We start from the raw sequence: 21,695 nt of genomic DNA, 5'->3' as shown, positions 1-21,695 counted from the left end.
TGGAGCGTCTGTAGGAGCGGCGCCCTCGCCGCGATTTCGGTTGGCTCAGGCGGTTTTCGCGTCGCTGTAGCCGTAGTAGTCGTAGTAGCCGCCGTAGCTGTAGCCGTACTTCTGTGCCTTCTTGATGTCCACCTGGTTGAGCACCACGCCCTTGACCGGCGCGTTGTTCTGCAGCAGTTGGCCGACGCCCTTCTCCACCAGCGGGATGGCGGTGGAGTCGGACTTGACCACGTAGATCAGCGAGTTGGCGAAGGTGGACAGCACCACCGCATCGCTGACCGCCTGGGTCGGCGGCGAGTCGATGATGATGCGGTCGTACTTGTTCTTCATCACCTCGATGACCTTGGCGAAGCGCGGCGACGACAACAATTCCAGCGGGTTCGGCGGCACGGTGCCGGCGCTCAGCAGGTCGATGCCGTCGACGCTACGCAGGCACTCGTCCAGCTTGGCGGTGCCGGCGATCAGGTTGGCCAGGCCGGGTGTGCCGACCGGGAAGTCGAAGCTCTTGGCCAGGGTCGGGCGGCGCAGGTCGGCGTCGATCAGCAGCACCTTTTCCATCTGCCCGAGGGCGAAGGCCAGGTTGGCCGACACGGTGCTCTTGCCCTCCCCCGGGATCGACGAGGTGATGACCATGACCTTGTGCGGGTGGTCGATGCCCGAGAGCACCACACCGGTACGGATGGTGCGGATCGACTCGCTGAAGCTCTTGTCCTGGTTGCGGGTGAACATGCGCGCCAGGTCCTTGCGCTCCACCGTTTTCATCAGCGGCAGGATGCCCAGCACCGGGATGTTCAGCCGCCCTTCCACCTGTTCGGTGCTCTTGAAGGTGTTGTTCAGGGCATCCAGCAGCAGGGTCAGGCCGACACCGACGAAGCCGGCCAGCAGCGCGGCGATGGCGACGATCAGCGCCTTCTTCGGCTTGACCGGCTCGGTCGGCATCACCGCCTGGTCGACCACGCGGGCATTGGCGCTCTGCAGGTCGGCGGTGGCGGCGGTTTCCTTCAGGCGGGTCATGAAGGTGTCGTACAGCGCGCGGTTGGCATCCACTTCGCGCTGCAGTTCGCGCAGCTTGAACTCCTTGCGGGAGATGTCCTGGATCTGCGACTTGTTGGCGTTGAACGAGGCCTGCAGCGAGCTTTCGTTGGCAACCGCCAGCTGGTAGTTGCGCTCGATGCCGGCGACCACCTGCTCGACCTGGCTGCGCAGGCTGGCGGAGGCGGCGTTGAGGTCGGAACGCGCGGCCTGCATGGCCGGGTGCAGCTTGCCGTAGCGGCGCGACAGTTCCTCGACCTTGGCCCGGGCCTTGGCTTCATCACCCTTGAACTGCTGGATCAACGGGTGACCGAGCACCGCCGGAATGCTCGCCAGGCGCTCCCAGTTGCTCTTGCCCATGGCCTGCACCTGGCGGTACTGGCTCTCGGCTTCGGCACGCTGGCGACGGGCGTCGATCATGCGGTCGCCGGTCAGCGACAGCTCGGCGGCGCTGATGGTCGCCACGCCGTCCACGTCCACCAGGTTCTCCGCCTCGCGGAAGGCCTGCAGGCGGTCTTCGGCGTCCTTGAGTTTGCTGCGCAGCTCGCCGAGGCGGCTGTTCATCCAGTTGGTGGCGGTCATGGACATTTCCATGGTCGCCTCCAGCTGGCCTTCGATGAAGCCATTGGCCAGGGCGTTGGCGGCCAGCGCGGCCATGCGCGCATCGGCCATGTCCACCTGCACCTTGACCAGCTGGCTCTTGCCCTGGGGCTCGACGCTGATGCGCTCCATGAACGCCTTGGTGACTTCGTCGAAGATCTCCGCCTCGCTCGCTGCCTGCGGGTCATCCAGGTCACCGGGCAGGGTCGCCGGTACCACGTTCTTGAAATCGAAATTGGCCAGCAGGCCCTTGATGTCGATCAGCGGCTCGGGCTGCTGGCGCGGGTCGAACTCGGGGTGGGCGGTCAGGTTGAGCTGACGCACCACGCGCTCGGCCAGGCTGCGCGACTTGAGCAGTTCGAACTGGGTCTGCAGGTACTCGCTGCCCGCCCCTTCCAGGCCGTAGACCTGCTCGATGGAGACCACCTTGGCGGCCTTCTCCTCGATCATCAGGGTGGCGGCGGCGCGGTAGATGGGGGTGATGGCGAGCACGGCGAGGATGGCCACCAGGGTAACCACAAACACCAGGGTGAGAATGCTCCACTTGCGGCGCCAGATGGTCTGCCACAGCTTGAGCAGGTCGATCTCGTCGTCGTCCTCGTCCTGACGCTGGGCGATCAGGTTTCGCTCGATGATCTGGGTATTACTTTCCATGCTTGGGAAAACTCTGCAAATAAAGGCGCTCAGGCACCAGGGCGCGGCCGGCCGCTGCGCGCCACCCGGGCGCGCAGGGCGTGGACTGATCGGTTAGAAGAAGCCCTGGTCGATGGTGATGGTGTCGCCGGGCATCACCCGGGTGTCGAGGTTGGCCACCTCCGGGGTGCGGCTCTCATCGTGGTCGCGAATGATGGTGATGCGGCTCTCGGAGGCGCGCTCGGTCAGGCCGCCGGCCAACGCCACGGCGCGGCGCAGGGTCAGGCCCGGCTGGAACGGATAGCCGCCCGGGGTTTTCACCTCGCCGCTGATGAAGAACTCGCGGTACTCCAGCACGCTGACCGACACCCGTGGGTCGATCAGGTAGTCGCCCTGCAGCTTGTCGATGATGATCTGTTCGATCTCGGCGGCGGTCTTGCCCTTGGCCCTGACCTCACCGACGAAGGGATAGGAGAAGGTGCCAGCGTCGGTCAGACGCAGCTCTTCGAAGCTCAGGTCCTGTTCGCCGAACACGCTGATGCGGATGACATCGCCGGACGCCAGGCGGTACTGGGAGTTGCCTTCTGCCTGAGCGTATCCACTGGTGCTCAGCAGGATGCCGATGATCAGGCTGATCAATATGCGCATGTCCATGTGCCTCTGTTACACGCTTGAAGCTTGGGATAACGACAGGGGGCGGCTAGCCCCCTGCTGTCTCGATGCAGTCGCCGTTACAGGCTGGCGGTGACGCTGATCGAGTAGATGTTGCGCTTGTAGCTTTCGCCGACTGCCGAGGAATCGTTCTCGGAGTACTTGTAGCCGATGCCCACATCCAGCCAGCGACGCATCTCGTAGGTCAGGCCCAGGCCGAAGGTGTCGATCTTGTCGTCACGCTTGACGTCCTGGTACTCCTGGTCGGAGTAGGTGTAGCTGACGTCCGAGCTCAGGCGCTCCATCCACTGATGGTTCCAGCTCAGGGTGGTGCTCTGCGACTGGATGGACGAGGCGCCGCTGTCGCCTTCGTCCAGCGCACGGCGGGTCTTCAGGTCGAAGGTGGAGTAGGTGCGCGGGCTCCAGCTGGCACCGATTTCCCAGAGCGAGCCGCTCTTGTCGTCGATGCGCGAGTCGTCGAAGCGCTTGCGCTCGCCGCCGATCTTGATGGTGCCGGTGGTCTTGGCCGTGGCATCCCAGGTCACACCACCCAGCAGGGCGATGTTGTTGCTGTTGAGGCGGGTGTTGGTCACGTAGTCGTAGTCGGTGTGACGCGCCTCGACCAGGGCGCGGGTCTTGGGCGCCACACGGTAATAGAAGGTGCTGCTCAGCGCGGTGGTGTCGCGCTCCTTGTCGGCATTGAGGTTGTTGCCGTTCTGGTAGCGCAGCTCTTCATAGTTGGCGCCGAAGTCGATCTGCCCACGGGCGCTCTCGGCGCCGAAGCTGTACACACCGCCCACATTGCTGGTGCTGTACTTGTCGTTCTCGAGCGCTTGATCCAGCGAGGCGGTTTCTTCGACCTGGTGGTAGCCGGCATTGAGCTTCAGGCGGTTGCGCACGTCGAACTCGAAGCCGGCATCTGCCGTCAGGTGATGATCGGTGTTGTCGTCGGCGTGGCTGGAATGAAAGATGTCACTGCTGGCCGAGTAGGTCAGCGCGTAGGCGCTCTTGCGGCCCTGGGCGCCGAGGACGAAGGTCGGCGTGATGGCGGTGATCCAGGAAGACTCTTCGTTGTCTTCCACGGCGCGGAAGTTGTCATCGTAACGCTCACTGACCTGCAGGGTCGGGGTGAAGGTCAGGCCGTCGGCCAGCTTGATGCTCTGCGGCTCGATCGCCCAGGCGTTGGCGCTGAGTGCAGCGGAGACGGCGACAGCCAGTGAACGTGCGTTGATATTGATGCTCATAGGGTACCCAGTGTTCCTTACCTGTGGTCTTGCCGGCAGACATGGGAAAGCGCTGCCGGCTCGCCGACAGCACTCTCGATTCAGCTGTGAGTCAGCCGTTTAGTTGGGACTTGCCGCACCGCCGCCACCGCCACTGCTGCTCGGCACACTGGAGGAGGTGTTGCTGTTGCCGGAGCTGGTCGCTGCGGCGACGCTGCTCTGGGCGGCGGCATTGGCTGCGGCAGTGATGGCGGCAGCCTGGGCGGGTGCGGCGGCAACGGCAGCGGCGGTGATGGCGGTGGCTTGCGCCGGGGCGGCCTTGACCGCAGCGGCGGTAATGGCAGCGGCTTGGGCCGGTGCAGCCTTGACTGCCGCGGCAGTAATGGCGGCAGCCTGGGTCGGGTTGGCCGACACTGCAGCGGCGACGATGGCAGCTGCGGCGTCAGGGTTGGCCGCCACGAGACCGGCGATCACCGCTACCAGGGCTTCGCCCTCGGCGGCAACCACGGCCTGCACCTGAGCCTCGCTGAGGGCAATGCCGGCTGCCTGGAGTGCATCCAGGGTCGCCTGGTCGGCGAAAGCCTGGCCCGAGGCCAGGGTCAGGGCCAGGGAAAGGCCGGTTAGGGTTTTGCGCATATCGAACGTCCTCGTCAGATGTTGCTGGGTGTCCTGTCCCGGTTCTATAGCGATACGCGGGCAGTCTTGGGGAATGGGTCCGCCATGGCGATGTTTGAGAAGGTGCAGAGGGGATTGGCGCTTGGCCTGACGTCAGGCGCTATCAACCGATATTCCGCACGCCATCGCCAATCGCTCGACTGCCGCACCTACGGTTGAAGCACACTGAATTTCCCACGCTACCGCCCCAGGATTAACAGTTTCTCCTGAGACTAAATGCCTAGTTGTTATACAAAACAGCCGCACTTACCTAAACCGACTAAAGTGCAATACCCAACAATCATCACGCCCTGCCCTCCAGTACGCGCCGCGCAATAGAAAGCCAGCCGAACAATCCCACCTGTGAGCAAGGTGAGGACCGTACAGCCTTCGAGTCTTGATTTTATTATTGAGCGCTGTTTCGTCACGCATCCCGCGCGACCTTCAACGTGGCGCTAATCTAATACAGCGCACCCATATTGAGGCTGACGTTTTATAACAATTCAGCCATAGCGCGACAACCAGAGCCATTCAATGCGGCATTGTTATAAATCGTCAGCAAAAGAGCGACCCAAGCAATCTAGCGCGCAGTAAAATGCAGCGCCGCTCTCGTCGTAATGAGGCAGACAGAATAACTGGACTAACCAGCGACGATACATTGCGCCCTCTAATTGATAACCATCGAGGGTCAAAAAGCGGGCGCCGAAAAAACACCGCAACATTCGCATGGAAGTGCACAAATGGCTGAAGCCCAGCGATCCACCGCTATTACCTGGTACCTCATACAGTGCAAACCGCGCCAGGATGACCGCGCAGAAGAGAACCTGCTTCGCCAAGGCTATAGCTGCTACCGCCCGAAAATGAGGAGGCGTGCGCCGGGCTCGAGCAGACCGACCCAAGACTCACTCTTCCCGGGCTATCTATTTATTGCCATCAGCCCGGACGACTCCTGGGCGCCACTGCGCTCAACCCGCGGCGTGGCGCGCGTCGTCGGTTTCGGCGGCCAGCCGCAAGCCATATCCGCAGAGCTTATCGGCCAACTTCGCCAACGAGAGTCCACCCCACTTGTTGAAGCATCGCTCAAGCCAGGTGAGAAGGTGCGCATCAAGCAGGGGCCACTTGCCGAAATGGACGCGATATTCCTGTCGATGGACGGCAGCGAGCGCGTTGTACTCCTGCTCAATATCATGCAGCGCGAGCAGAAAGTGCGCGCGCCATTGAGTGGCATACGTAAAGTCTAAGTGGACCAGAGGCAGGCTAGGCCGCCCCCGGGTAGCGCCGATCCTTCCTGACACGCTCAATCAACTGCTCGAGAAAGAACTCGACTCGCCCGCTGGGCTCTGCTGGCAGGGGCCAGCCTTCGACCCTCTCGGCAAGCCGTCGATAAGCCTGCCCACAACTCGAACGGGGAAATGCCTCATAGACCGCGCGCCGCTGCTGCACTGACTTGCGCACCACATCCTCGAAGGGCACGGTGCCGAGGTAACACAGGGAAACGTCAGGGAAACTGTCGGCAAACTGCTCCAGTTTCTTGAACACCATCAGCCCCTCGTAGGCACTGCGAGCCATGCTGACCAGCACCTGAACCCGCCCAATGCCGTACTCGCAATTGAGCTGCCTGATCAGTGCGCAGGCAGCGGAGATAGCGGCAGGTTCACCATTGGCCACTATCAATACCTCGCGCGCGGCGCATACGAAATCGAGCGACGCCTGGCTCAGCCCTCCAGCCGTGTCGATTATCAGGTAGTCCAGGCTGTCGCCGAGTTCGCTGACAGCATGGATTATCTCGGCATGTTGCCGAGCGGAAAGCCGGCTCATATGGGGCTGACCGGATGCCGCCGGCACCACGCGAACACCGCTGGAGTGCCGCAGAATCACATCGCTAACCGCGCATTGGCCGCCGACCACATCGGCCAGGGTGCGCTCGGCGATCAAACCCAGCGCAACGTCGACATTGCCCATGGCCAGGTCGGCATCCAGCAGGACGACCCGCCGACCCAAATCGGCCAATGCCAGTGCCAGGTTGACCGCGACACTGGTCTTGCCTGCTCCCGATTTTCCACTGGTGACCGCAATAACCTGCACAGTGCTCATTCCCAAGCTCATCAAGATTCTTCTTGCCGGCCGGGAGTACCGCGCCTGGTCACCTACCGCGCAATCAGCGCGCACTCAACACCGAATACACAGCACTAGCCGAGCAGCTCAACCTTCTGCACCAAACAATATCCACGATTACGGACCGATCGAAACAGGCCCGCACCACCCGATATCTTCTTGAATTTGCTTTGCAATCTGCTGATGCACATGACCAATCCCGTGTAGTTACCGGAATCTTTATTCAGGCAGGCAAGAATGTCGGTCTTGTTGAGCACACGCTGCCCACTGGCCACGAAGTCCTTCAAGATAAGCGCCTCCGACGCCGTCAGCGCTATTTGCCCGCACCCTCCCAAGAGCATGCGACGCTCATAATCCAGCACCCACGCCTCAGCGCCATCCACCACGCGCGCGCCAAGTTGTTCGACTGCCGCACACTCAAAAGCTATATCTCCCATCACGGTAACGCCCTACACCAAGCAAGTGCCCGCAAAAAGCCCGCAAGCCCTCCACGCACACTGCGAATAAAAACCATGCCATCTTCCCTTTCCAAGAAGACGAACACCCCTCATCAAGTTGAAAGGCATGCTTTATTCAGCAGCTCTTGTTTTATGCAGTAAGTTAATGCCGTCAGCCCCCACGATCGCCAACCGCCTTGAAAGCCGGTAGCCATATCCGCGAATGCTTTGGATGGCATCCCCCCCCAATAATTTCTTAATTTTCGCGCGCAGCCTGCTTATGAATTTTTCCAGCGTACGCTGGTCATAGCCATCAGGGCTCCACTCCAACAAGTCGACTATTTCTTCCCGACTTGCAATCCGCCCCCGCGCCCGGCTGAGCGCGCAGAGCACCCTCAACTCAAAGTACGAAAGTTGAACTTGCTCTCGCTCAGTCCACAAACACAGTTGGCGCAGATCAAGAACCGGTACATTCTCACTGCTACCATCTCCAACAAGCTTCACGAAGGCATCAGCGATCTCCGCCGCGCCTACGGGCAAAACCAGGCACGTGTCGACCCCTGCAAGATAGAGTTGCACTCGCTCGTCAACTGTTGGCTTTTTCACCAGCGCCAAAATAAGCGCATCCGGATTAAGATCCCGAATGCTGCCTATTATTTCCAGGCTTCTCTTGAACTCCGCCGCCGACTCAATCTCAACGACCGCCGCCTTATAGCTGTCAATGCCACTCGGCGATGCTCCAAGATCGAATATTCTGACCGAATAGACAGGAAATAACTTGGTATAGAACTCTGGACAAAGTCCTTCGGCCATCAATGGGCGATTCGGGTTTCCCCAAACGGCTACTGCTGCCCTTCCTTCTGCGGCCTTGCCATCCATATCCTTTCTGCATCCAAAAATGTGACGTACTTCTACATTTTAGTGCATCGAATACTGGAGTTAGCTGACGTTTTATAACAATCGAGCGCTTAACTTCTGGCCAACCTAAACGATAGTACCTATTAGAACCCCCAAAGGACTGCCATAGAACTTCACCGTTTTCTGTCAAGCCTAAAAGCGCTGTAACGCTCAGAAATTGGCGCCAGCATCCAAGCCTTGCGGATACTTACCGTCGTTATAGAGGCATCGCTTGAACAGTTATAAGCGAACGAAATAAATATTGCTTTACACTGAAGGCCTTCCCGACTACCGACATTCCCCTGCTCTACCGCCCAGATTGCGGCACAGCACTCGAAGAGCTCCGCTCCTCGTATGCCGGCCAGCACTTGAGCAGCAGCGGAACACAGGCAAGCGATAACAGCGCGGTGCCACCAAAAGCCAAAAAGTAAGCGTCCCGCCCCAGCGACGGCGCCAGTGGCGCGAAGAAGAACAGGATATGAGCCGTGGTGACGATGACCGCCACATTGAAGAAGGCGAGCTCCTTGGCCACGGACGTGCTGAAATTGGCATCCATCATGCGCAACAGCAGCAAGCCTGTGCCGGTCGAACCACAGCAACAGCCAAAAGCGGTGACCGCCCTCTCCCATCCCAGCGGCCCGCTGAGACGCCCGAGAAGCAGACAGCCAGCCAGTGTCACCACGGTAATGGCGCCAGCGACCAGCAGGATCGGCGCGCACAGTGCATAGAGCACCGCAAATTTGATGCTCATCAGGGTGCCAACCACCATGAAATCCACCGACGAGCCGGTGATACGTTTCAGCGTTTCGTCGTCGACGCGCTCGTCGAGCCCGCAGCGGTCGATGACCAGGCGCATCAGCACACAGACGGCCAGTCCGTGCAGAAAGAACAGGTTGAAGTTGCACAGCACCGATAGGTCGAGGCCAAAGGGCCTGAAGCTTGCGACCTGCCCCTGCAGAAAGCTCAGCCACACATAGGTGATCACGTAGGCGATGGCCAGCAGCCCGAGATGGTAGGCCAGCGAATCCAGGCTCGCCGGATGCGTGACCATATGACCGCTAGCCGGCTTGGCGGCGCCGCGATAGAAGCCGAACGCGAAGTCGGCATCCTCGGCCGGCGCCCGATTGGCGTTGAGGCCGCGACCGATAAAGCGCTTCGCCAGCGGCACACCCACCACAAAGGTCACCAGAAAACCGAGCGAGGCGTAGATCATGCCGACCTGGGCGGCATCCTCGATTCCGTAGTCCGCCTCCCAGACCGCGCCGTAAGTCAGCGCCTGCCCTGGGCCCTGGGTGAAGCCATGGGTGATGATGGCGCCGAGCCACTCACTGAGACCGGCGCCAGTAACGGCGTCGTAACCGGTCATGAGCGAGTAGCCGATCACCCCTTGCAGGCCAAGGCTGGCGGTCCAGATCAGGGTCAGCCAAAGCCCACCCCGCACCACGCTCCCGCCGGCCAATGAGTGGTCTTTGCTTTTGCCGGTCAGGCACAGGGACATGAAGCTGAGGGTAAAGAAGTGGAAGGCCAGGTCCGTGAAATCATCGGGCTGAAAGCCCGGCAGCAGTTCGGCCGACAACAGCGTGAAACCCAGCAGGCCACCGACAATGCTGGCGGGCACCAGCATGTTGCGCAGCAGCGCGATGCGGCTGCGCAGGACAGCGCCAAGTAGCAACATGCTGGCTAGCAGGGCAAAGGCAATGACGCCGTGAAACGTACTTCCCACAGTTAAATTTTCCGCATCGAGTGGCAAGCTGGCGCCAAAAAAACAAAGCTCCTTAGCCTCTGTAGCATTCCCCGCATCGATCGGTGCCGCCATGTCGCTGAGCGATGACGAGCAATCCCGGGGCAGATGGCAAAGCAATAGAAAGATAAATGCGTCACAAAGATACAAGATTTCGACATGACCCGTACAATATCGATTTTAGAACGAGTGATACCCGGGAGGTATCAATTTGCGCATCGACCTGCGTCATCTACAGGCCTTCCAGGCGGTTGCCGAAGAGCTGCACTTTCGCCGCGCGGCCGAGCGCCTGCACGTGGCACAGCCGGCGCTGAGCCGGACCATCCAGCAACTGGAAGAATCCATTGGCGAGGTGCTGCTGCTGCGCAGCAACAGGCGGGTGGAACTGACCGAAGCCGGCCGGGCCTTTCTGGCTGGCAGCAAGGCGGTGTTCGAACGACTGGACATCGCCGTGGAACTCGCGCGCAAGGCCGGAGCTGGCCTCAGCGGTCAACTGAGCATCGGCTATACCGACTTCGCGATATCGGGCGAGCTGCCCAGCATCCTCGATGGCTTCCGCAGGCAGCACCCCAAGATTCGCACCGAGCTGATCTACGCCTCGACGCAACAGCAACTCATCGACCTGACGCAGGGCAATATCGACTTCGGCCTGGTCACCGGGCCAATACAGGGTCTAGAGTTCGACAGCATCGAAGTGCAACATGACCGTTTTGTCGCGGTACTGCCGCAGCGGCATCCACTCGCCAGCCAGTCCGAGGTATTGCTGGAAGATCTTGCTCACGAACCATTTGTCATGGGCTTCATGCATCGCTGGACCCACTTCCGCCGCCACCTCGACGCGCTGTGCGTCGAGGCCGGCTTCCTGCCCAATGTCGTACAGGAGGCCTACAACAGCGAAGGCGTGTTCGGCTTCGTGGCGGCGAATATAGGCGTCAGCATCCACGCCGAGTGCTCCAGCAACATCAGCCGCAAGGGCGTCGTCCTGCGCCCGCTCAAAGGGATAAAAAGAAAGATCGTCACCGAGGTCGCCTGGGTGAAGGCCTCGGTGACGCCCATCCAGCAGACCTTTATCGACTTCCTCAGGCAGTGGAGACCGTCCGCCTAGGTGTGCCATGAAACATGCGCCCCGGGCACACGACCAACAACTGAATCGCCACGGGTTTGCCGAACATTCCCGCAAACAAGCAAGGCGATCCTTGCGGATCGCCTTCTAAGCCCTGCCAGCTAGCCGGGGGGCGAACGGGTAGGCACAGTGGGGCTCGAACCACCGACGCCATACATGCGCGCTCACCCAAACGAACCAACCTATAGAGTCGCCAAGCAGCTTCATCACCAGGGCGGCGCTACCGGCACCTCAGGCCTTGATCGCCAGGCCGTACTCGGCGCTGGCATCCTGCAACCACAGCCAGATGTAGTCGGCGAAGCTGCGGCGCACCAGCAGTTCCCAGGTGTCCTCGGCGGTGTGGCGGATCACCAGTTGGGACTTGGCGAAGACGGTGCCGACCGCCTTGCCCACCGGGAAGTTGCTCGGGTGCACGTCGTAGGAGCTGGACTTCATCAGCAGCTCGCGGACCTTCGGACCGCTCAGCTCGACGATGGTCTGGCCGCCGCTGACGTTGACCACCTGATGATGCTGACCGGCAAGGCTTGCCCGGAGCTTTTGCTCCACTTCGAACTCGGAGCCGCTGGGCACGATCAGCAGCCACTCCTCCGGGCCCAACCACTGCAAGGAAATCTCGCCGCTGGCCACCAGGGTCAGGGCCACCGGCAGCTCCAGGCCGATGGCCTTGTGTACGGCGCCAGAGAAAGCCGGATCATGGCCATCGCCGCGCAGGACCAGGTGGCCGAGCAGCTTCTTCTCGCGCAGGGTCACCCCGGCGCTGCTCTTGCCCTTGCGTGCCAGCCCGTCGAGGCCGGCGTGGAACAGCGGGGATTCGGCCTGGCCGGCATCGGGGCGCTGCTTGTAGACGTTGAACGCTGTCATATCGTTAACCTTCGAGGTTGTCTGGTTGACCTCCAGGGCCGGTTCGCCGGCGCCTGGAGGTGAATGCTGAAGCCTCAGATGTTCTGCCGTTCGCCCTGCGGGTCGAGGAACACCGCACTGACGATCTCGGCCTCGATCACGCTGCCGTCGACCAGCGGCGCGAAGACCCTTTCGCCCATGCGTTTGAGACCGCCCTTGACCAGGGCCATGGCGAAGCTATGGCCCATGCAGCTGCTGAAGTAGCTGGAGGTCACATGGCCGACCATGCTCATCGGGATCGGCTGCTTCGCATCGAACACCAGTTGCGCGCCTTCCGGCAGCACCTTGTTCGGGTCGACCGGCTTGAGGCCGACCAGCTGCTTGCGGTCTTCACGCAGGCAGTCCTCGCGGTTCATGCCACGCCAGCCGATCCAGGAGAACGGCTTGTTGCGACCGACGCACCAGCCCATGTTGAGATCGTCCGGGGTCACCGAGCCGTCGGTGTCCTGACCGATGATGATGAAACCCTTCTCGGCGCGCAGCACGTGCATGGTCTCGGTGCCGTAGGGGGTCAGGTTGTACTGCTTGCCCGCCTCGACGATCTGCTCCAGTACGCCCATGGCGTAGTCGGCCTGGACGTTGACCTCGTAGCTCAGCTCGCCGGTGAAGGAGATGCGGAACACCCGGGCCGGCACGCCGCCGACCTTGCCTTCCTTCCAGGTCATAAAGGGGAAGGCATCCTTGTCCAGGTCGATGTCGGTGACCTCGGCCAGCAGCTTGCGGCTGTTGGGGCCGGACAGGGTCAGGGTGGCCCAGTGGTCGGTGACCGAGGTGAAGTACACCTTCAGCTCCGGCCACTCGGTTTGGTGGTAGATCTCCAGCCACTCCATCACCCGACCGGCGCCACCGGTGGTGGTGGTCATGACGAAGTGATTGTCGGCCAGGCAGGCGGTGACACCGTCGTCGAAGACCATGCCGTCTTCCTTGCACATCAGGCCGTAGCGGGCCTTGCCCACGTCCAGCTTGGTCCAGGCGTTGGTGTACACGCGGTTGAGGAACTCGCGGGCATCCGGGCCCTGGATATCGATCTTGCCCAGGGTCGAGGCATCGAGGATACCGACGCTGTCGCGCACGGCCTTGCACTCGCGGGCCACGGCGGCGTGCATGTCCTCACCGCGCTTGGGGAAGTACCAGGGGCGCTTCCACTGGCCGACGTCCTCGAACTCGGCGCCGTTCTTCAGGTGCCAGGCGTGCAGCGCGGTGTAGCGCTTGGGCTCGAACAGCTCGCCGCAATGGCGGCCAGCCACGGCGCCGAAGGTCACCGGGGTGTAGTTCGGGCGGAACATGGTGGTGCCCATCTGCGCAATGCCGATGCCCATGGAACGGGCGGCGATGGCCAGACCGTTGATGTTGCCCAGCTTGCCCTGGTCGGTACCGAAGCCCAGGGCGGTGTAGCGCTTGACGTGCTCGACCGACTCGAAGCCCTCGCGGGTGGCCAGCTCGATGCCAGCCGCGGTGACGTCGTTCTGCAGGTCGACGAACTGTTTCGGCGCGCGCGCCGTCGGCTTGTCGTGGGGCACCAGGAACAGCGCCAGTCCGGCCTCCTCATGGCGGCCGAATACTTTCGGCAACTCGCCGCTCACCGGCTTGAAGCCCACCTCGCCCGCCGCCTTGGCGCCGGCCTCGAAGCCGTCGGCCAGGGCATCGCCGAGGGCGAACACACCGTTGACCGCGCCGGCGCACAGGCGCTGCTGGAAGCCGTCACCCGGAACGAAGGCGAGCAGGTCTTCACGCCACACCGGGCGACCACCGAGGTGCGAAGCCAGGTGCACCACCGGGCTGTAGCCACCGGAGCTGGCCACCAGGTCGCAGTCCAGCCAGTCGCCCGGGCTGGTGACCTTATGCGTCTGGGCATCGATGCGAGCCACCCGAGCCGAGCTGACGCGCTTGCTGCCGCGGGTTTCGACCACCGCACTGCCGGTGATGACGCGAAGTCCTTTTGCCCTTGCCTCCTCGACCCAGGCACCGCGTGGATTGGGGCGGGCATCGGCAATGGCCACCACCTGCAGGCCGGCCTCAAGCCAATCCAGGGCCACGCGGTAGGCGTAATCGTTGGTCGTCGACAGCAATAACTGCTTGCCGGGCGCGACGCCATAGCGACGCACGTAGGTAGACACGGCACCGGCCAGCATGTTACCCGGTACGTCGTTGTTGGCGTAAACCAACGGCCGCTCGTGGGCGCCGGTGGCCAGGACCACGCGCTTGGCGCGCACGCGGTGCATGCGCTGACGCACCTGGCCCATGGGCGCGACAACACCGAGGTGGTCGGTCAGGCGCTGGTGGATGGTGAGGAAGTTGTGGTCGTGGTAGCCGTTGACCGTGGCGCGCGACAGCAGCAACACTTCAGGCAGCTTCTCCAGCTCGGCGAGGGCCTTGGCGACCCACTCGGCGGCAGGCTTGCTATCCAGGGTCTCGCGACTGTCGAGCAGGCTGCCACCGAACTCTTCCTGTTCGTCGGCGAGGATCACCCGCGCGCCGCTGCGGCCGGCGGCCAGGGCGGCGGCCAGGCCGGCAGGGCCGGAGCCGACCACCAGCACGTCGCAGTGCTGGTTCATGTAGTCATAGCTGTCCGGGTCGTTTTCCCGCGGCGCACGACCGAGGCCGGCGGCCTTGCGGATGTACTTCTCGTAGGTCAGCCAGAGGTTCTGCGGGTACATGAAGGTCTTGTAGTAAAACCCGGGCGGCATCATCTTGCCGCCGACCTTGCCGAGGATACCCATCAGGTCGTTGTTGACGTTCGGCCAGCCGTTGGTGCTGGTCGCCACCAGGCCGCTGTACAGCGCCTGCTGGGTGGCGCGCACGTTGGGGATCTGCGCCGCTTCGGTGGAACCGATCTGCAGCACCGCGTTCGGCTCTTCGGCGCCGGCGGCGACGATGCCGCGCGGACGCGAGTACTTGAAGCTGCGGCCGACGATGTCGACGCCGTTGGCCAGCAGCGCGGCGGCCAGGGTGTCGCCGGCATAGCCCTGGTAGGTCTCGCCGTTGAACTTGAAGGTCAGGGGCTGGCTGCGATCGATGCGCCCGCCCTGGGAGAGACGATTGATCTGACTCATGCCTTTTCTCCTGACGCACGGGTGACCTGGCGAGCCGGCTTCGGCTGGCCCGTCACGCTCGGCTTCTCGCCAATCTTGTAGGTTTCGAATATTTCGTAGCTGATGGTGTCGCGTGTGGCATTGAAGTACTGCCGGCAGCCCGCGGCATGAATCCACAGCTCGTGGTGGATGCCCCGTGGGTTGTCGCGGAAGAACAGGTAGTCGCCCCACTGTTCGTCGGTGCAAGTATTCGGATCGAGCGGACGCGGGATATGCGCCTGACCCTTGGCGTGAAACTCCTCTTCGGAGCGCAGCTCGCCGCAATGGGGACAGAAGATGTTCAGCATGTCGGTATTTCTCCTGTTAGTGGGCGACGCCGGCAGCGCCGTGCTCGTCGATCAGCGCGCCGCTGTAGAAGCGGTCCATGGCGAAGGGCTTGGCCAGCGGGTGCATCTCGCCCTTGGCCAGGCTGGCGGCAAATACATGGCCGGAACCCGGCGTGGCTTTGAAGCCACCGGTACCCCAACCGCAGTTGAAGAACAGGTTCTTCACCGGGGTCTTGCTGATGATCGGACAGGCATCCGGACAGGTGTCGACGATGCCGCCCCACTGGCGGTTCATGCGCACCCGCGAGAGGATCGGGAACAGCTCGACGATAGCCTGCAGGGTGTGTTCGATGGTCGGGTAGGAGCCGCGCTGACCGTAGCCGTTGTAGCCGTCGATGCCGGCGCCGATGACCAGGTCGCCCTTGTCCGACTGGCTGATGTAGCCGTGTACCGCGTTGGACATGATCACGCTGTCGATGATGGGTTTGATCGGCTCGGACACCAGGGCCTGCAGCGGGTGCGACTCCAGCGGCAGGCGGAAGCCGGCCAGTTTGGCCATGTGCCCCGAATTGCCCGCCGTAACGACGCCGACACGCTTGCCGCCGATGAAACCACGGGTGGTCTCGACGCCGATGCACGCGCCGTTTTCCTTGCGGAAACCGATCACTTCGGTCTGCTGGATCAGGTCGACGCCCAGGGCGTCGGCGGCGCGGGCATAGCCCCAGGCCACCGCATCGTGACGGGCGACGCCGCCGCGACGCTGCAGGGAAGCGCCCATCACCGGGTAACGGGTGTTCTTGCTGCAATCCATGAACGGGATCATTTCCTCGACCTGCTTGGCGTTGAGCACCTCGCCGTCGATGCCGTTGAGGCGGTTGGCGCTGACCCGGCGCTCGATGTCGCGCATGTCCTGCAGGGTGTGGCCGAGGTTGAACACGCCGCGCTGGGAGAACATGACGTTGTAGTTGAGGTCCTGGGACAGGCCTTCCCACAGCTTCATGGCGTGCTCGTAGAGCTGCGCCGACTCGTCCCACAGGTAGTTGGAACGCACGATGGTGGTGTTGCGCGCGGTGTTACCGCCGCCCAGCCAGCCCTTCTCGATGACCGCGACGTTCTTCACGCCGAACGCTTTGGCCAGGTAGTAGGCGGTGGCCAGGCCGTGGCCGCCACCGCCGACGATGATCACGTCGTAGACCGGCTTGGGCGTCGGGTTGCGCCACATGCGCTGCCAGTTCTCGTGGTGGCTGAAGGAATGCTTGAGCAGGCCGAAGCCGGAATAACGTTGCATGGGTATGCTCCTGAAATCTGTTCCCCCAAGCCTCGCCAGAGGCCTTGGGGGTGAGGGAAAACTCAGCGATAGACCGGGTAGTCCGCGCACAATCCCGCTGCCAAGCTGGCCACCTGGGCCTCGACGTCGGCGTCGCCGAGGTGGTCGAGCACGTCGCAGATCCAGCCGGCCAGGGCGATGCACTGGGGCTCCTTGAAGCCGCGGGTGGTCACGGCCGGGGTGCCGATGCGCAGGCCCGAGGTGACGAACGGCGACTGCGGGTCGTTCGGCACGGAGTTCTTGTTCACGGTGATGCCCACGCGGCCCAGGGCGGCGTCGGCGTCCTTGCCGGTCAGGCCCTGCTTGATCAGGCTGAGCAGGAACAGGTGGTTGTCGGTGCCGCCGGAGACCACGTCGAAGCCGCGCTCGATGAACACCTTGGCCATGGCCTGGGCGTTCTTGATCACCTGGGCCTGGTATTCCTTGAACTCAGGCTCCAGCGCTTCCTTGAAGCACACCGCCTTGGCGGCGATCACGTGCATCAGCGGGCCGCCCTGGGCGCCGGGGAAGACCGCGGCGTTGAGCTTCTTCTCGATCTCGGGGTTGGCCTTGGCCAGGATCAGGCCGCCACGCGGACCGCGCAGGGTCTTGTGGGTGGTGGTGGTGACCACGTCGGCAAACGGAATCGGGTTCGGGTACAGGCCGGCGGCAACCAGGCCGGCGACGTGGGCCATGTCGACGAACAGCAGCGCACCGACCTTGTCGGCGATGGCGCGGAAACGCGGGAAGTCCAGGGTCTTGGAGTAGGCGCTGAAGCCGGCGACGATCATCTTCGGCTTGTGCTCGACGGCCAGGCGCTCGACTTCGTCGTAATCGATCAGCCCGGTGGCGGTGTCCAGGCCGTACTGCACGGCGTTGTACAGCTTGCCGGAGGAGCTGACCTTGGAACCGTGGGTCAGGTGACCGCCGTGGGCCAGGCTCATGCCCAGGATGGTGTCGCTGGCGTTGAGCAGGGCCAGGTAGACGGCAGCGTTGGCCGAGGAGCCGGAGTGCGGCTGGACGTTGGCGAAGTCGGCGCCGAACAGCTGCTTGGCGCGGTCGATGGCCAGCTGCTCGACCACGTCGACGTGCTCGCAACCACCGTAGTAACGCTTGCCTGGGTAGCCTTCGGCGTACTTGTTGGTCAGGCCGCTGCCCTGGGCCTGCATGATGCGCTTGCTGGTGTAGTTCTCCGAGGCGATCAGCTCGATGTGATGCTCCTGACGGGCCTCTTCGGCGTTCATCGCCGCGAGCAGTTCGTCGTCATAGCCCTGGATTTGGTCTTGTTTGCTGAACATCGCTGATCTCCTGCGACAGTCTGAAGTCGCTCTTGTTGGTATAGGGCCGCCCTGCGCCCGAACGGGTTAACCCCATCCCCCGCCCCGACGTCCGCAATGCCATAGATGGCGCACCTGGTCGGGAGCTGGATGGGTAGGACTAGTTGCGATGGATTGTGCGAAAAGGCCCAAGGCGCCGTTTGTTCATTTCCGACACGAATATGTTCGGCTTGCCCGGCAAGTGCGGGCACCTCTGCTCGGCGAAACGGCCGCGGCAAAGGCCTCCAGATAGCGCCCGGGGAATAATCGATAGGCGCTGGAATGGGTGTAAAATCGACCACTGGCTGGCCGTACCAGGCAGCCCAAGAACTACAAGAGCCTCAGTAGCCTGCTTTGCGCCTGTCTCGCGCGCAAAGGCACTGGCTACTGCAGTGGAGGTTTTTTCAAATGGCGCAAACGTCAAATACATTGGAACCGGTCGAGAGGCCGCTCAGGGCAGCGCCGGAACCTCGAGTGAAAACCTTTGGTTTCCTGCTTACCCCCAACTTCACCACCATCGGCTTTGCCTGCGCCATCGAAACCCTGCGCATGGCCAACCTGGCGGCGCGGCGCACGCTGTACCGATCGCTGCTGATCGCCGCGGACCATGAACTGGTCCGCGCCAGCAACGGCATGTGCGTGGTGCCGGATCACTCCATCATCGATGCCCCCGAGCTGGACGCACTGTTCGTGGTCGGTTCCAACCCGATTCCGGCCAAGCACGACCGCAACCTGCTCAACTGGCTGCGCAAACTGGCCCATCAGGATGTGCCGCTCGGCGGTATCTGCACCGGCAGTCACCTGCTGGCCAGTGCCGATTTGCTCAAAGGCCACCGCTGCACCATTCACTGGGAGGACATCGAGCAGCTCAAGGAGAAGTTCCCCGGCATCATCATCTCCAACCAGCTGTATGAGCTGGACCGCAATCGCTACACCTGCTCCGGCGGCACGGCCTCCATGGACATGACCCTGCAACTGATCGCCCGCGAACCCGGTGGCGCGGAAATTGCCGAGCATGCCGCGGAACTGCTGCTGTGCGATCGCATGCGCGGCTCACGCGAGCAACAACGGGTGCCGCTGCGGCAGAAGCTCGGGCATGCCCAGCCGAAGCTCAGCCAGATAGTCGCAATCATGGAGGCCAACCTGGAGGAGCCTCTGGAACTCGAGGAACTCGCCCAGCTCAACGAGGTGTCGGTGCGTCAGCTGGAGCGACTGTTCCACAAGTACCTGGAGCGCAAGCCCAGCCAGTACTACCTGGAGCTGCGCCTGAACCGCGCCCGCGATCTGCTGCTGCGCACAGACGCACAGGTACGCGACGTCTCCCTGTCCTGCGGCTTCGCCTCGCCGGCGCACTTCTCCAAGTGCTACAGCCGCCTGTTCGGCCACTCGCCACGGGATGAACGCAAGCAGAGTGCCCTGGATTAGCTACCGCGTACGCTAGCGGACCTGCCCCCTTACGCTTAAACCTGAAGTACTTCTGATTGGCAGCTTGGTTGAGCTGATCGGGCCAGCCGCTGCCGATCGACTGGCTGATTTCCGCCACGAAGCGCGTTAAAGGCGATATAGCAGGCGCACAGACAGAAAAAAGCCACGGACTTTGTTGAGTCCGTGGCTTCGTCTAACCCCTAGACTTACCGAGCGCGACGCGGCACCGACACCCGCGCACGCGTCAGCATTGAGACCAGCACATAGGTTACCGATGAGGCCAGGCAACCGATCAGCGGCCCTTCGACCCAACCAATATCGGTGCTCAACAGCAGCCCGCCGCTGGTGAAGAAGCCCACCAGCATCGCCACCAGGGCACCGGCCACGTTGCCCTGCCAGAAGGTGGAGATGAACACCGGACCGATCATCGCCGCCAGCAGGGTGCCGGAGCCGAGGATGCCCAGCCAGGACAGCATGAACGGCGGCGCATACATCATCATCAGCAGGCCCAGCAGGCCCAACACCACTACCGCGATCCGGTTGACGGTCAGGGCACGGGGCGAGTCCACCTCGGCATGCTTGTTCAGCGCCAGACGCAGGTCATGGGAGGTCGCCGACGCTACGGTGTGCAGCATCGAATTGGCGGTGGACTTCATGGCGAAGATGATGAACAGGGTAATGATCCCCTGCAGCGCCGGGTGCATGAAGGTCTGCAGGTACATCGGCATGGCGCCGTCCGGATCGGCCAGTTGCGGACCGAAGGCACGCATGTACAGACCAACCAGCGGGATCAGGCTGAGCAACGCGCCGAGAATCGCCACGTAGATGCCGACCTTGTGCATCTTCACGTTCGGCTTGAAGGCGAGGAAGCGGATCGCCATGTACGGCAGCACCGCGGCAAACAGGAAGGCGTAAGGCAACACCAGAAACACCGACCCCTTGCTCTGGCCATAGGGCGCCGCGGTCTCCGGGTTGAGCAGACTGGGATTGATGGCGTTGAGGTTGGCCTGCCACTGCCCTAGATCGACGCTGGTGAACATCTGCACCATGATCACGATCGCCGCCAGGGCCATGCCGCAGACCATCACCGTGTCGGTCCAGGCCACGGCGGCCAGGCCACCCAGCATGGTGTAGAGGATGATCACCGAAATCATCAGCCAGGCGCTGCTGGTCATCTCGATGTTCAGCCAGGACGCGCCGAGCATGCCGACCGCCTTGATCTGGCTGACCAGGAACACCATCAGCAGGATGATGGTCATGAACGCCGCCACACCCTGCAGCAGTCGCCCACCGGCACCGCCGCCATGAATCTGGCCGATGTACTCGGGGATGGTATTGCTGCCCATGTGAATGGCGCGGTTCTGCATGTGGTTGGCGAAGAACAGCACCGCGATCATGATCGCCGGAGCGAAGAAGAAGTTGCCCAGCAGCTCGATGGCCCCGAACTCGTAAGCCACCGCCGGCGACCCCATGAAGCCCCAGCCGCTGAAGCCGGTGGCCACTATGGTGCTCGCACCGACGAAAGCGCCGAGACTCCTGCCCGCGAGAAGAAACCCGCCTTCATCGCTGTCCTTGACCTTACGCGAGGAGAGGAAGCCGATTCCGATCATTACCGCGAAGGTGACGAGCAGCAGGCCCCAATTGAACAGTTCATAGAAGTCCATTGTGCTTACCCTCGCTGTCCGGCTTTTTCTTTGGCGGAGCGGCACAGATAGGTTCCAGCCGCGATCAGGAACATGAGAATGTTGAGCGCCACGAAGAGCGTCAGTACCCAGGAGTTCATATTCAAAGCCTCATTCTTGTATTTGTAATAATTGCTGGCGAAGTAACGAAACGACTACGTCCATTCAAGTGAGGTAATGGGTTTCGTCACAACTCCGCACACTGAGTGCATATCGATTGGACTTGGTCAGGTTTTCCCTGTGTGGTGGTCTTTGATCCTGTTAGCAGGCGCCGTGCAGGATCGGCTGTACAACAGGTGATTAACCCACTGCGAAGAGTTGTTGCGGTCCAGGCCGAGAAGACAATCGCGGGCAAACTGCCAGGCGAAGCACTTCGACTCACGGTGGTTACGGATAAGTCGCGAATTAACTGACCTGTTATCTGACTTATCCAGCGGATCCAGGCGCGGATACCCGCGATTTTCTTGAAAACAACTAAACCGCTTCCCGTCTGCCGCGAAAAACACCCCACCGAAAAACAGGCTGGATGTATTCATCTGGTTGCCTCCTGGCCGGTCGGCCTTGTTGGCGACGGTGGAGGAGCCGTGCCCCGCGTGGAAGGC

18 protein-coding genes are annotated in these 21,695 nt (G+C 62.3%); 3 read left to right on the top strand and 15 right to left on the bottom strand.

Going from position 1 to position 21,695, the window contains the following annotated elements:
- Nucleotides 1–45: 45 nt before the first annotated feature.
- From ACSX1D_RS09655 to ACSX1D_RS09640, 4 genes are all read right to left on the bottom strand, one after another.
- Nucleotides 46–2,286 carry a GumC family protein gene (locus ACSX1D_RS09655; protein WP_439862020.1) on the bottom strand — a complete coding sequence of 747 codons (2,241 nt, stop codon included), beginning with the start codon at nucleotides 2,284–2,286 and terminating at the stop codon, nucleotides 46–48.
- Nucleotides 2,287–2,379: 93 nt separating this feature from the next.
- The gene (locus ACSX1D_RS09650; RefSeq protein ID WP_439862019.1) at nucleotides 2,380–2,919 is read right to left on the bottom strand and encodes a polysaccharide biosynthesis/export family protein; all 540 of its coding nucleotides are present in this window, start codon (nucleotides 2,917–2,919) and stop codon (nucleotides 2,380–2,382) included.
- Nucleotides 2,920–2,996: 77 nt separating this feature from the next.
- Nucleotides 2,997–4,160, bottom strand: a complete 1,164-nt coding sequence (locus ACSX1D_RS09645) for an outer membrane beta-barrel protein (RefSeq protein WP_439862018.1) — start codon at nucleotides 4,158–4,160, stop codon at nucleotides 2,997–2,999.
- 99 nt (nucleotides 4,161–4,259) lie between these two features.
- Nucleotides 4,260–4,775, bottom strand: a complete 516-nt coding sequence (locus tag ACSX1D_RS09640; protein ID WP_439862017.1) for a hypothetical protein — start codon at nucleotides 4,773–4,775, stop codon at nucleotides 4,260–4,262.
- A gap of 758 nt (nucleotides 4,776–5,533) precedes the next feature.
- On the opposite strand from ACSX1D_RS09640, the gene rfaH reads away from it, so the two are divergent.
- Nucleotides 5,534–6,034, top strand: coding sequence for a transcription/translation regulatory transformer protein RfaH (rfaH, locus tag ACSX1D_RS09635; RefSeq protein ID WP_439862016.1), 501 nt, complete (start codon nucleotides 5,534–5,536; stop codon nucleotides 6,032–6,034).
- 16 nt (nucleotides 6,035–6,050) lie between these two features.
- Here rfaH and ACSX1D_RS09630 read toward each other — a convergent pair whose 3' ends face one another.
- The 4 genes from ACSX1D_RS09630 to ACSX1D_RS09615 all read right to left on the bottom strand — a co-directional run bounded on the left by ACSX1D_RS09630 (nucleotide 6,051) and on the right by ACSX1D_RS09615 (nucleotide 10,058).
- On the bottom strand, nucleotides 6,051–6,887 hold the full coding sequence (locus ACSX1D_RS09630; RefSeq protein ID WP_439862015.1) for a P-loop NTPase: 837 nt from the start codon (nucleotides 6,885–6,887) through the stop codon (nucleotides 6,051–6,053).
- 95 nt (nucleotides 6,888–6,982) lie between these two features.
- On the bottom strand, nucleotides 6,983–7,345 hold the full coding sequence (locus tag ACSX1D_RS09625) for a hypothetical protein (RefSeq protein WP_439862014.1): 363 nt from the start codon (nucleotides 7,343–7,345) through the stop codon (nucleotides 6,983–6,985).
- 132 nt (nucleotides 7,346–7,477) lie between these two features.
- Nucleotides 7,478–8,224 (bottom strand): winged helix-turn-helix domain-containing protein, encoded by a 747-nt coding sequence (locus ACSX1D_RS09620; RefSeq protein WP_439862013.1) that lies wholly within the window; start codon nucleotides 8,222–8,224, stop codon nucleotides 7,478–7,480.
- A 325-nt stretch (nucleotides 8,225–8,549) separates the two neighbouring features.
- A complete protein-coding gene (locus ACSX1D_RS09615) occupies nucleotides 8,550–10,058 on the bottom strand; it encodes a sodium/glutamate symporter (protein ID WP_439862012.1) in 1,509 nt (502 codons plus the stop codon).
- A 136-nt stretch (nucleotides 10,059–10,194) separates the two neighbouring features.
- On the opposite strand from ACSX1D_RS09615, the gene ACSX1D_RS09610 reads away from it, so the two are divergent.
- Nucleotides 10,195–11,088 (top strand): LysR substrate-binding domain-containing protein, encoded by an 894-nt coding sequence (locus ACSX1D_RS09610; RefSeq protein ID WP_439862011.1) that lies wholly within the window; start codon nucleotides 10,195–10,197, stop codon nucleotides 11,086–11,088.
- Nucleotides 11,089–11,337: 249 nt separating this feature from the next.
- On the opposite strand, the gene ACSX1D_RS09605 is transcribed toward ACSX1D_RS09610, so the two are convergent.
- The 5 genes from ACSX1D_RS09605 to glyA form a co-directional block, all read right to left on the bottom strand.
- The gene (locus ACSX1D_RS09605) at nucleotides 11,338–11,967 is read right to left on the bottom strand and encodes a sarcosine oxidase subunit gamma (protein WP_439862010.1); all 630 of its coding nucleotides are present in this window, start codon (nucleotides 11,965–11,967) and stop codon (nucleotides 11,338–11,340) included.
- 74 nt (nucleotides 11,968–12,041) lie between these two features.
- Nucleotides 12,042–15,059, bottom strand: coding sequence for a sarcosine oxidase subunit alpha (locus tag ACSX1D_RS09600; protein ID WP_439862009.1), 3,018 nt, complete (start codon nucleotides 15,057–15,059; stop codon nucleotides 12,042–12,044).
- Complete coding sequence (locus ACSX1D_RS09595) at nucleotides 15,056–15,385, bottom strand: sarcosine oxidase subunit delta (RefSeq protein WP_439862008.1); 330 nt, start codon at nucleotides 15,383–15,385, stop codon at nucleotides 15,056–15,058. Before ACSX1D_RS09595 ends, ACSX1D_RS09600 begins: the two co-directional genes overlap by 4 nt.
- A gap of 16 nt (nucleotides 15,386–15,401) precedes the next feature.
- Nucleotides 15,402–16,652, bottom strand: coding sequence for a sarcosine oxidase subunit beta family protein (locus tag ACSX1D_RS09590; RefSeq protein WP_439862007.1), 1,251 nt, complete (start codon nucleotides 16,650–16,652; stop codon nucleotides 15,402–15,404).
- Nucleotides 16,653–16,714: 62 nt separating this feature from the next.
- Nucleotides 16,715–17,968, bottom strand: coding sequence for a serine hydroxymethyltransferase (gene glyA, locus ACSX1D_RS09585; RefSeq protein ID WP_439862006.1), 1,254 nt, complete (start codon nucleotides 17,966–17,968; stop codon nucleotides 16,715–16,717).
- 426 nt (nucleotides 17,969–18,394) lie between these two features.
- On the opposite strand from glyA, the gene ACSX1D_RS09580 reads away from it, so the two are divergent.
- A complete protein-coding gene (locus ACSX1D_RS09580) occupies nucleotides 18,395–19,411 on the top strand; it encodes a GlxA family transcriptional regulator (protein WP_439862005.1) in 1,017 nt (338 codons plus the stop codon).
- 206 nt (nucleotides 19,412–19,617) lie between these two features.
- Here ACSX1D_RS09580 and ACSX1D_RS09575 read toward each other — a convergent pair whose 3' ends face one another.
- The gene (locus tag ACSX1D_RS09575) at nucleotides 19,618–21,075 is read right to left on the bottom strand and encodes a sodium:solute symporter family protein (RefSeq protein WP_439862004.1); all 1,458 of its coding nucleotides are present in this window, start codon (nucleotides 21,073–21,075) and stop codon (nucleotides 19,618–19,620) included.
- Between the two features lie 245 nt (nucleotides 21,076–21,320).
- A complete protein-coding gene (locus ACSX1D_RS09570) occupies nucleotides 21,321–21,629 on the bottom strand; it encodes a hypothetical protein (RefSeq protein ID WP_439862003.1) in 309 nt (102 codons plus the stop codon).
- Nucleotides 21,630–21,695 lie beyond the last annotated feature (66 nt).

It is taken from the genome of Pseudomonas sp. MBLB4136, assembly GCF_051904765.1.
Classification (GTDB): Bacteria; Pseudomonadota; Gammaproteobacteria; order Pseudomonadales; family Pseudomonadaceae; genus Aquipseudomonas.
The sequence above is the reverse complement of the archived record's forward strand: the minus strand, read 5'-3'. Positions and strand labels throughout refer to the sequence as shown.

Coding starts and splice junctions, on each gene's coding strand:
- ACSX1D_RS09655 (WP_439862020.1), bottom strand. CDS start 2,286: ATGGAAAGTAATACCCAGATCATCGAGCGAAACCTGATCGCCCAGCGT.
- ACSX1D_RS09650 (WP_439862019.1), bottom strand. CDS start 2,919: ATGGACATGCGCATATTGATCAGCCTGATCATCGGCATCCTGCTGAGC.
- ACSX1D_RS09645 (WP_439862018.1), bottom strand. CDS start 4,160: ATGAGCATCAATATCAACGCACGTTCACTGGCTGTCGCCGTCTCCGCT.
- ACSX1D_RS09640 (WP_439862017.1), bottom strand. CDS start 4,775: ATGCGCAAAACCCTAACCGGCCTTTCCCTGGCCCTGACCCTGGCCTCG.
- rfaH (WP_439862016.1), top strand. CDS start 5,534: ATGGCTGAAGCCCAGCGATCCACCGCTATTACCTGGTACCTCATACAG.
- ACSX1D_RS09630 (WP_439862015.1), bottom strand. CDS start 6,887: ATGAGCACTGTGCAGGTTATTGCGGTCACCAGTGGAAAATCGGGAGCA.
- ACSX1D_RS09625 (WP_439862014.1), bottom strand. CDS start 7,345: ATGGGAGATATAGCTTTTGAGTGTGCGGCAGTCGAACAACTTGGCGCG.
- ACSX1D_RS09620 (WP_439862013.1), bottom strand. CDS start 8,224: ATGGATGGCAAGGCCGCAGAAGGAAGGGCAGCAGTAGCCGTTTGGGGA.
- ACSX1D_RS09615 (WP_439862012.1), bottom strand. CDS start 10,058: ATGGCGGCACCGATCGATGCGGGGAATGCTACAGAGGCTAAGGAGCTT.
- ACSX1D_RS09605 (WP_439862010.1), bottom strand. CDS start 11,967: ATGACAGCGTTCAACGTCTACAAGCAGCGCCCCGATGCCGGCCAGGCC.
- ACSX1D_RS09600 (WP_439862009.1), bottom strand. CDS start 15,059: ATGAGTCAGATCAATCGTCTCTCCCAGGGCGGGCGCATCGATCGCAGC.
- ACSX1D_RS09595 (WP_439862008.1), bottom strand. CDS start 15,385: ATGCTGAACATCTTCTGTCCCCATTGCGGCGAGCTGCGCTCCGAAGAG.
- ACSX1D_RS09590 (WP_439862007.1), bottom strand. CDS start 16,652: ATGCAACGTTATTCCGGCTTCGGCCTGCTCAAGCATTCCTTCAGCCAC.
- glyA (WP_439862006.1), bottom strand. CDS start 17,968: ATGTTCAGCAAACAAGACCAAATCCAGGGCTATGACGACGAACTGCTC.
- ACSX1D_RS09580 (WP_439862005.1), top strand. CDS start 18,395: ATGGCGCAAACGTCAAATACATTGGAACCGGTCGAGAGGCCGCTCAGG.
- ACSX1D_RS09575 (WP_439862004.1), bottom strand. CDS start 21,075: ATGGACTTCTATGAACTGTTCAATTGGGGCCTGCTGCTCGTCACCTTC.
- ACSX1D_RS09570 (WP_439862003.1), bottom strand. CDS start 21,629: ATGAATACATCCAGCCTGTTTTTCGGTGGGGTGTTTTTCGCGGCAGAC.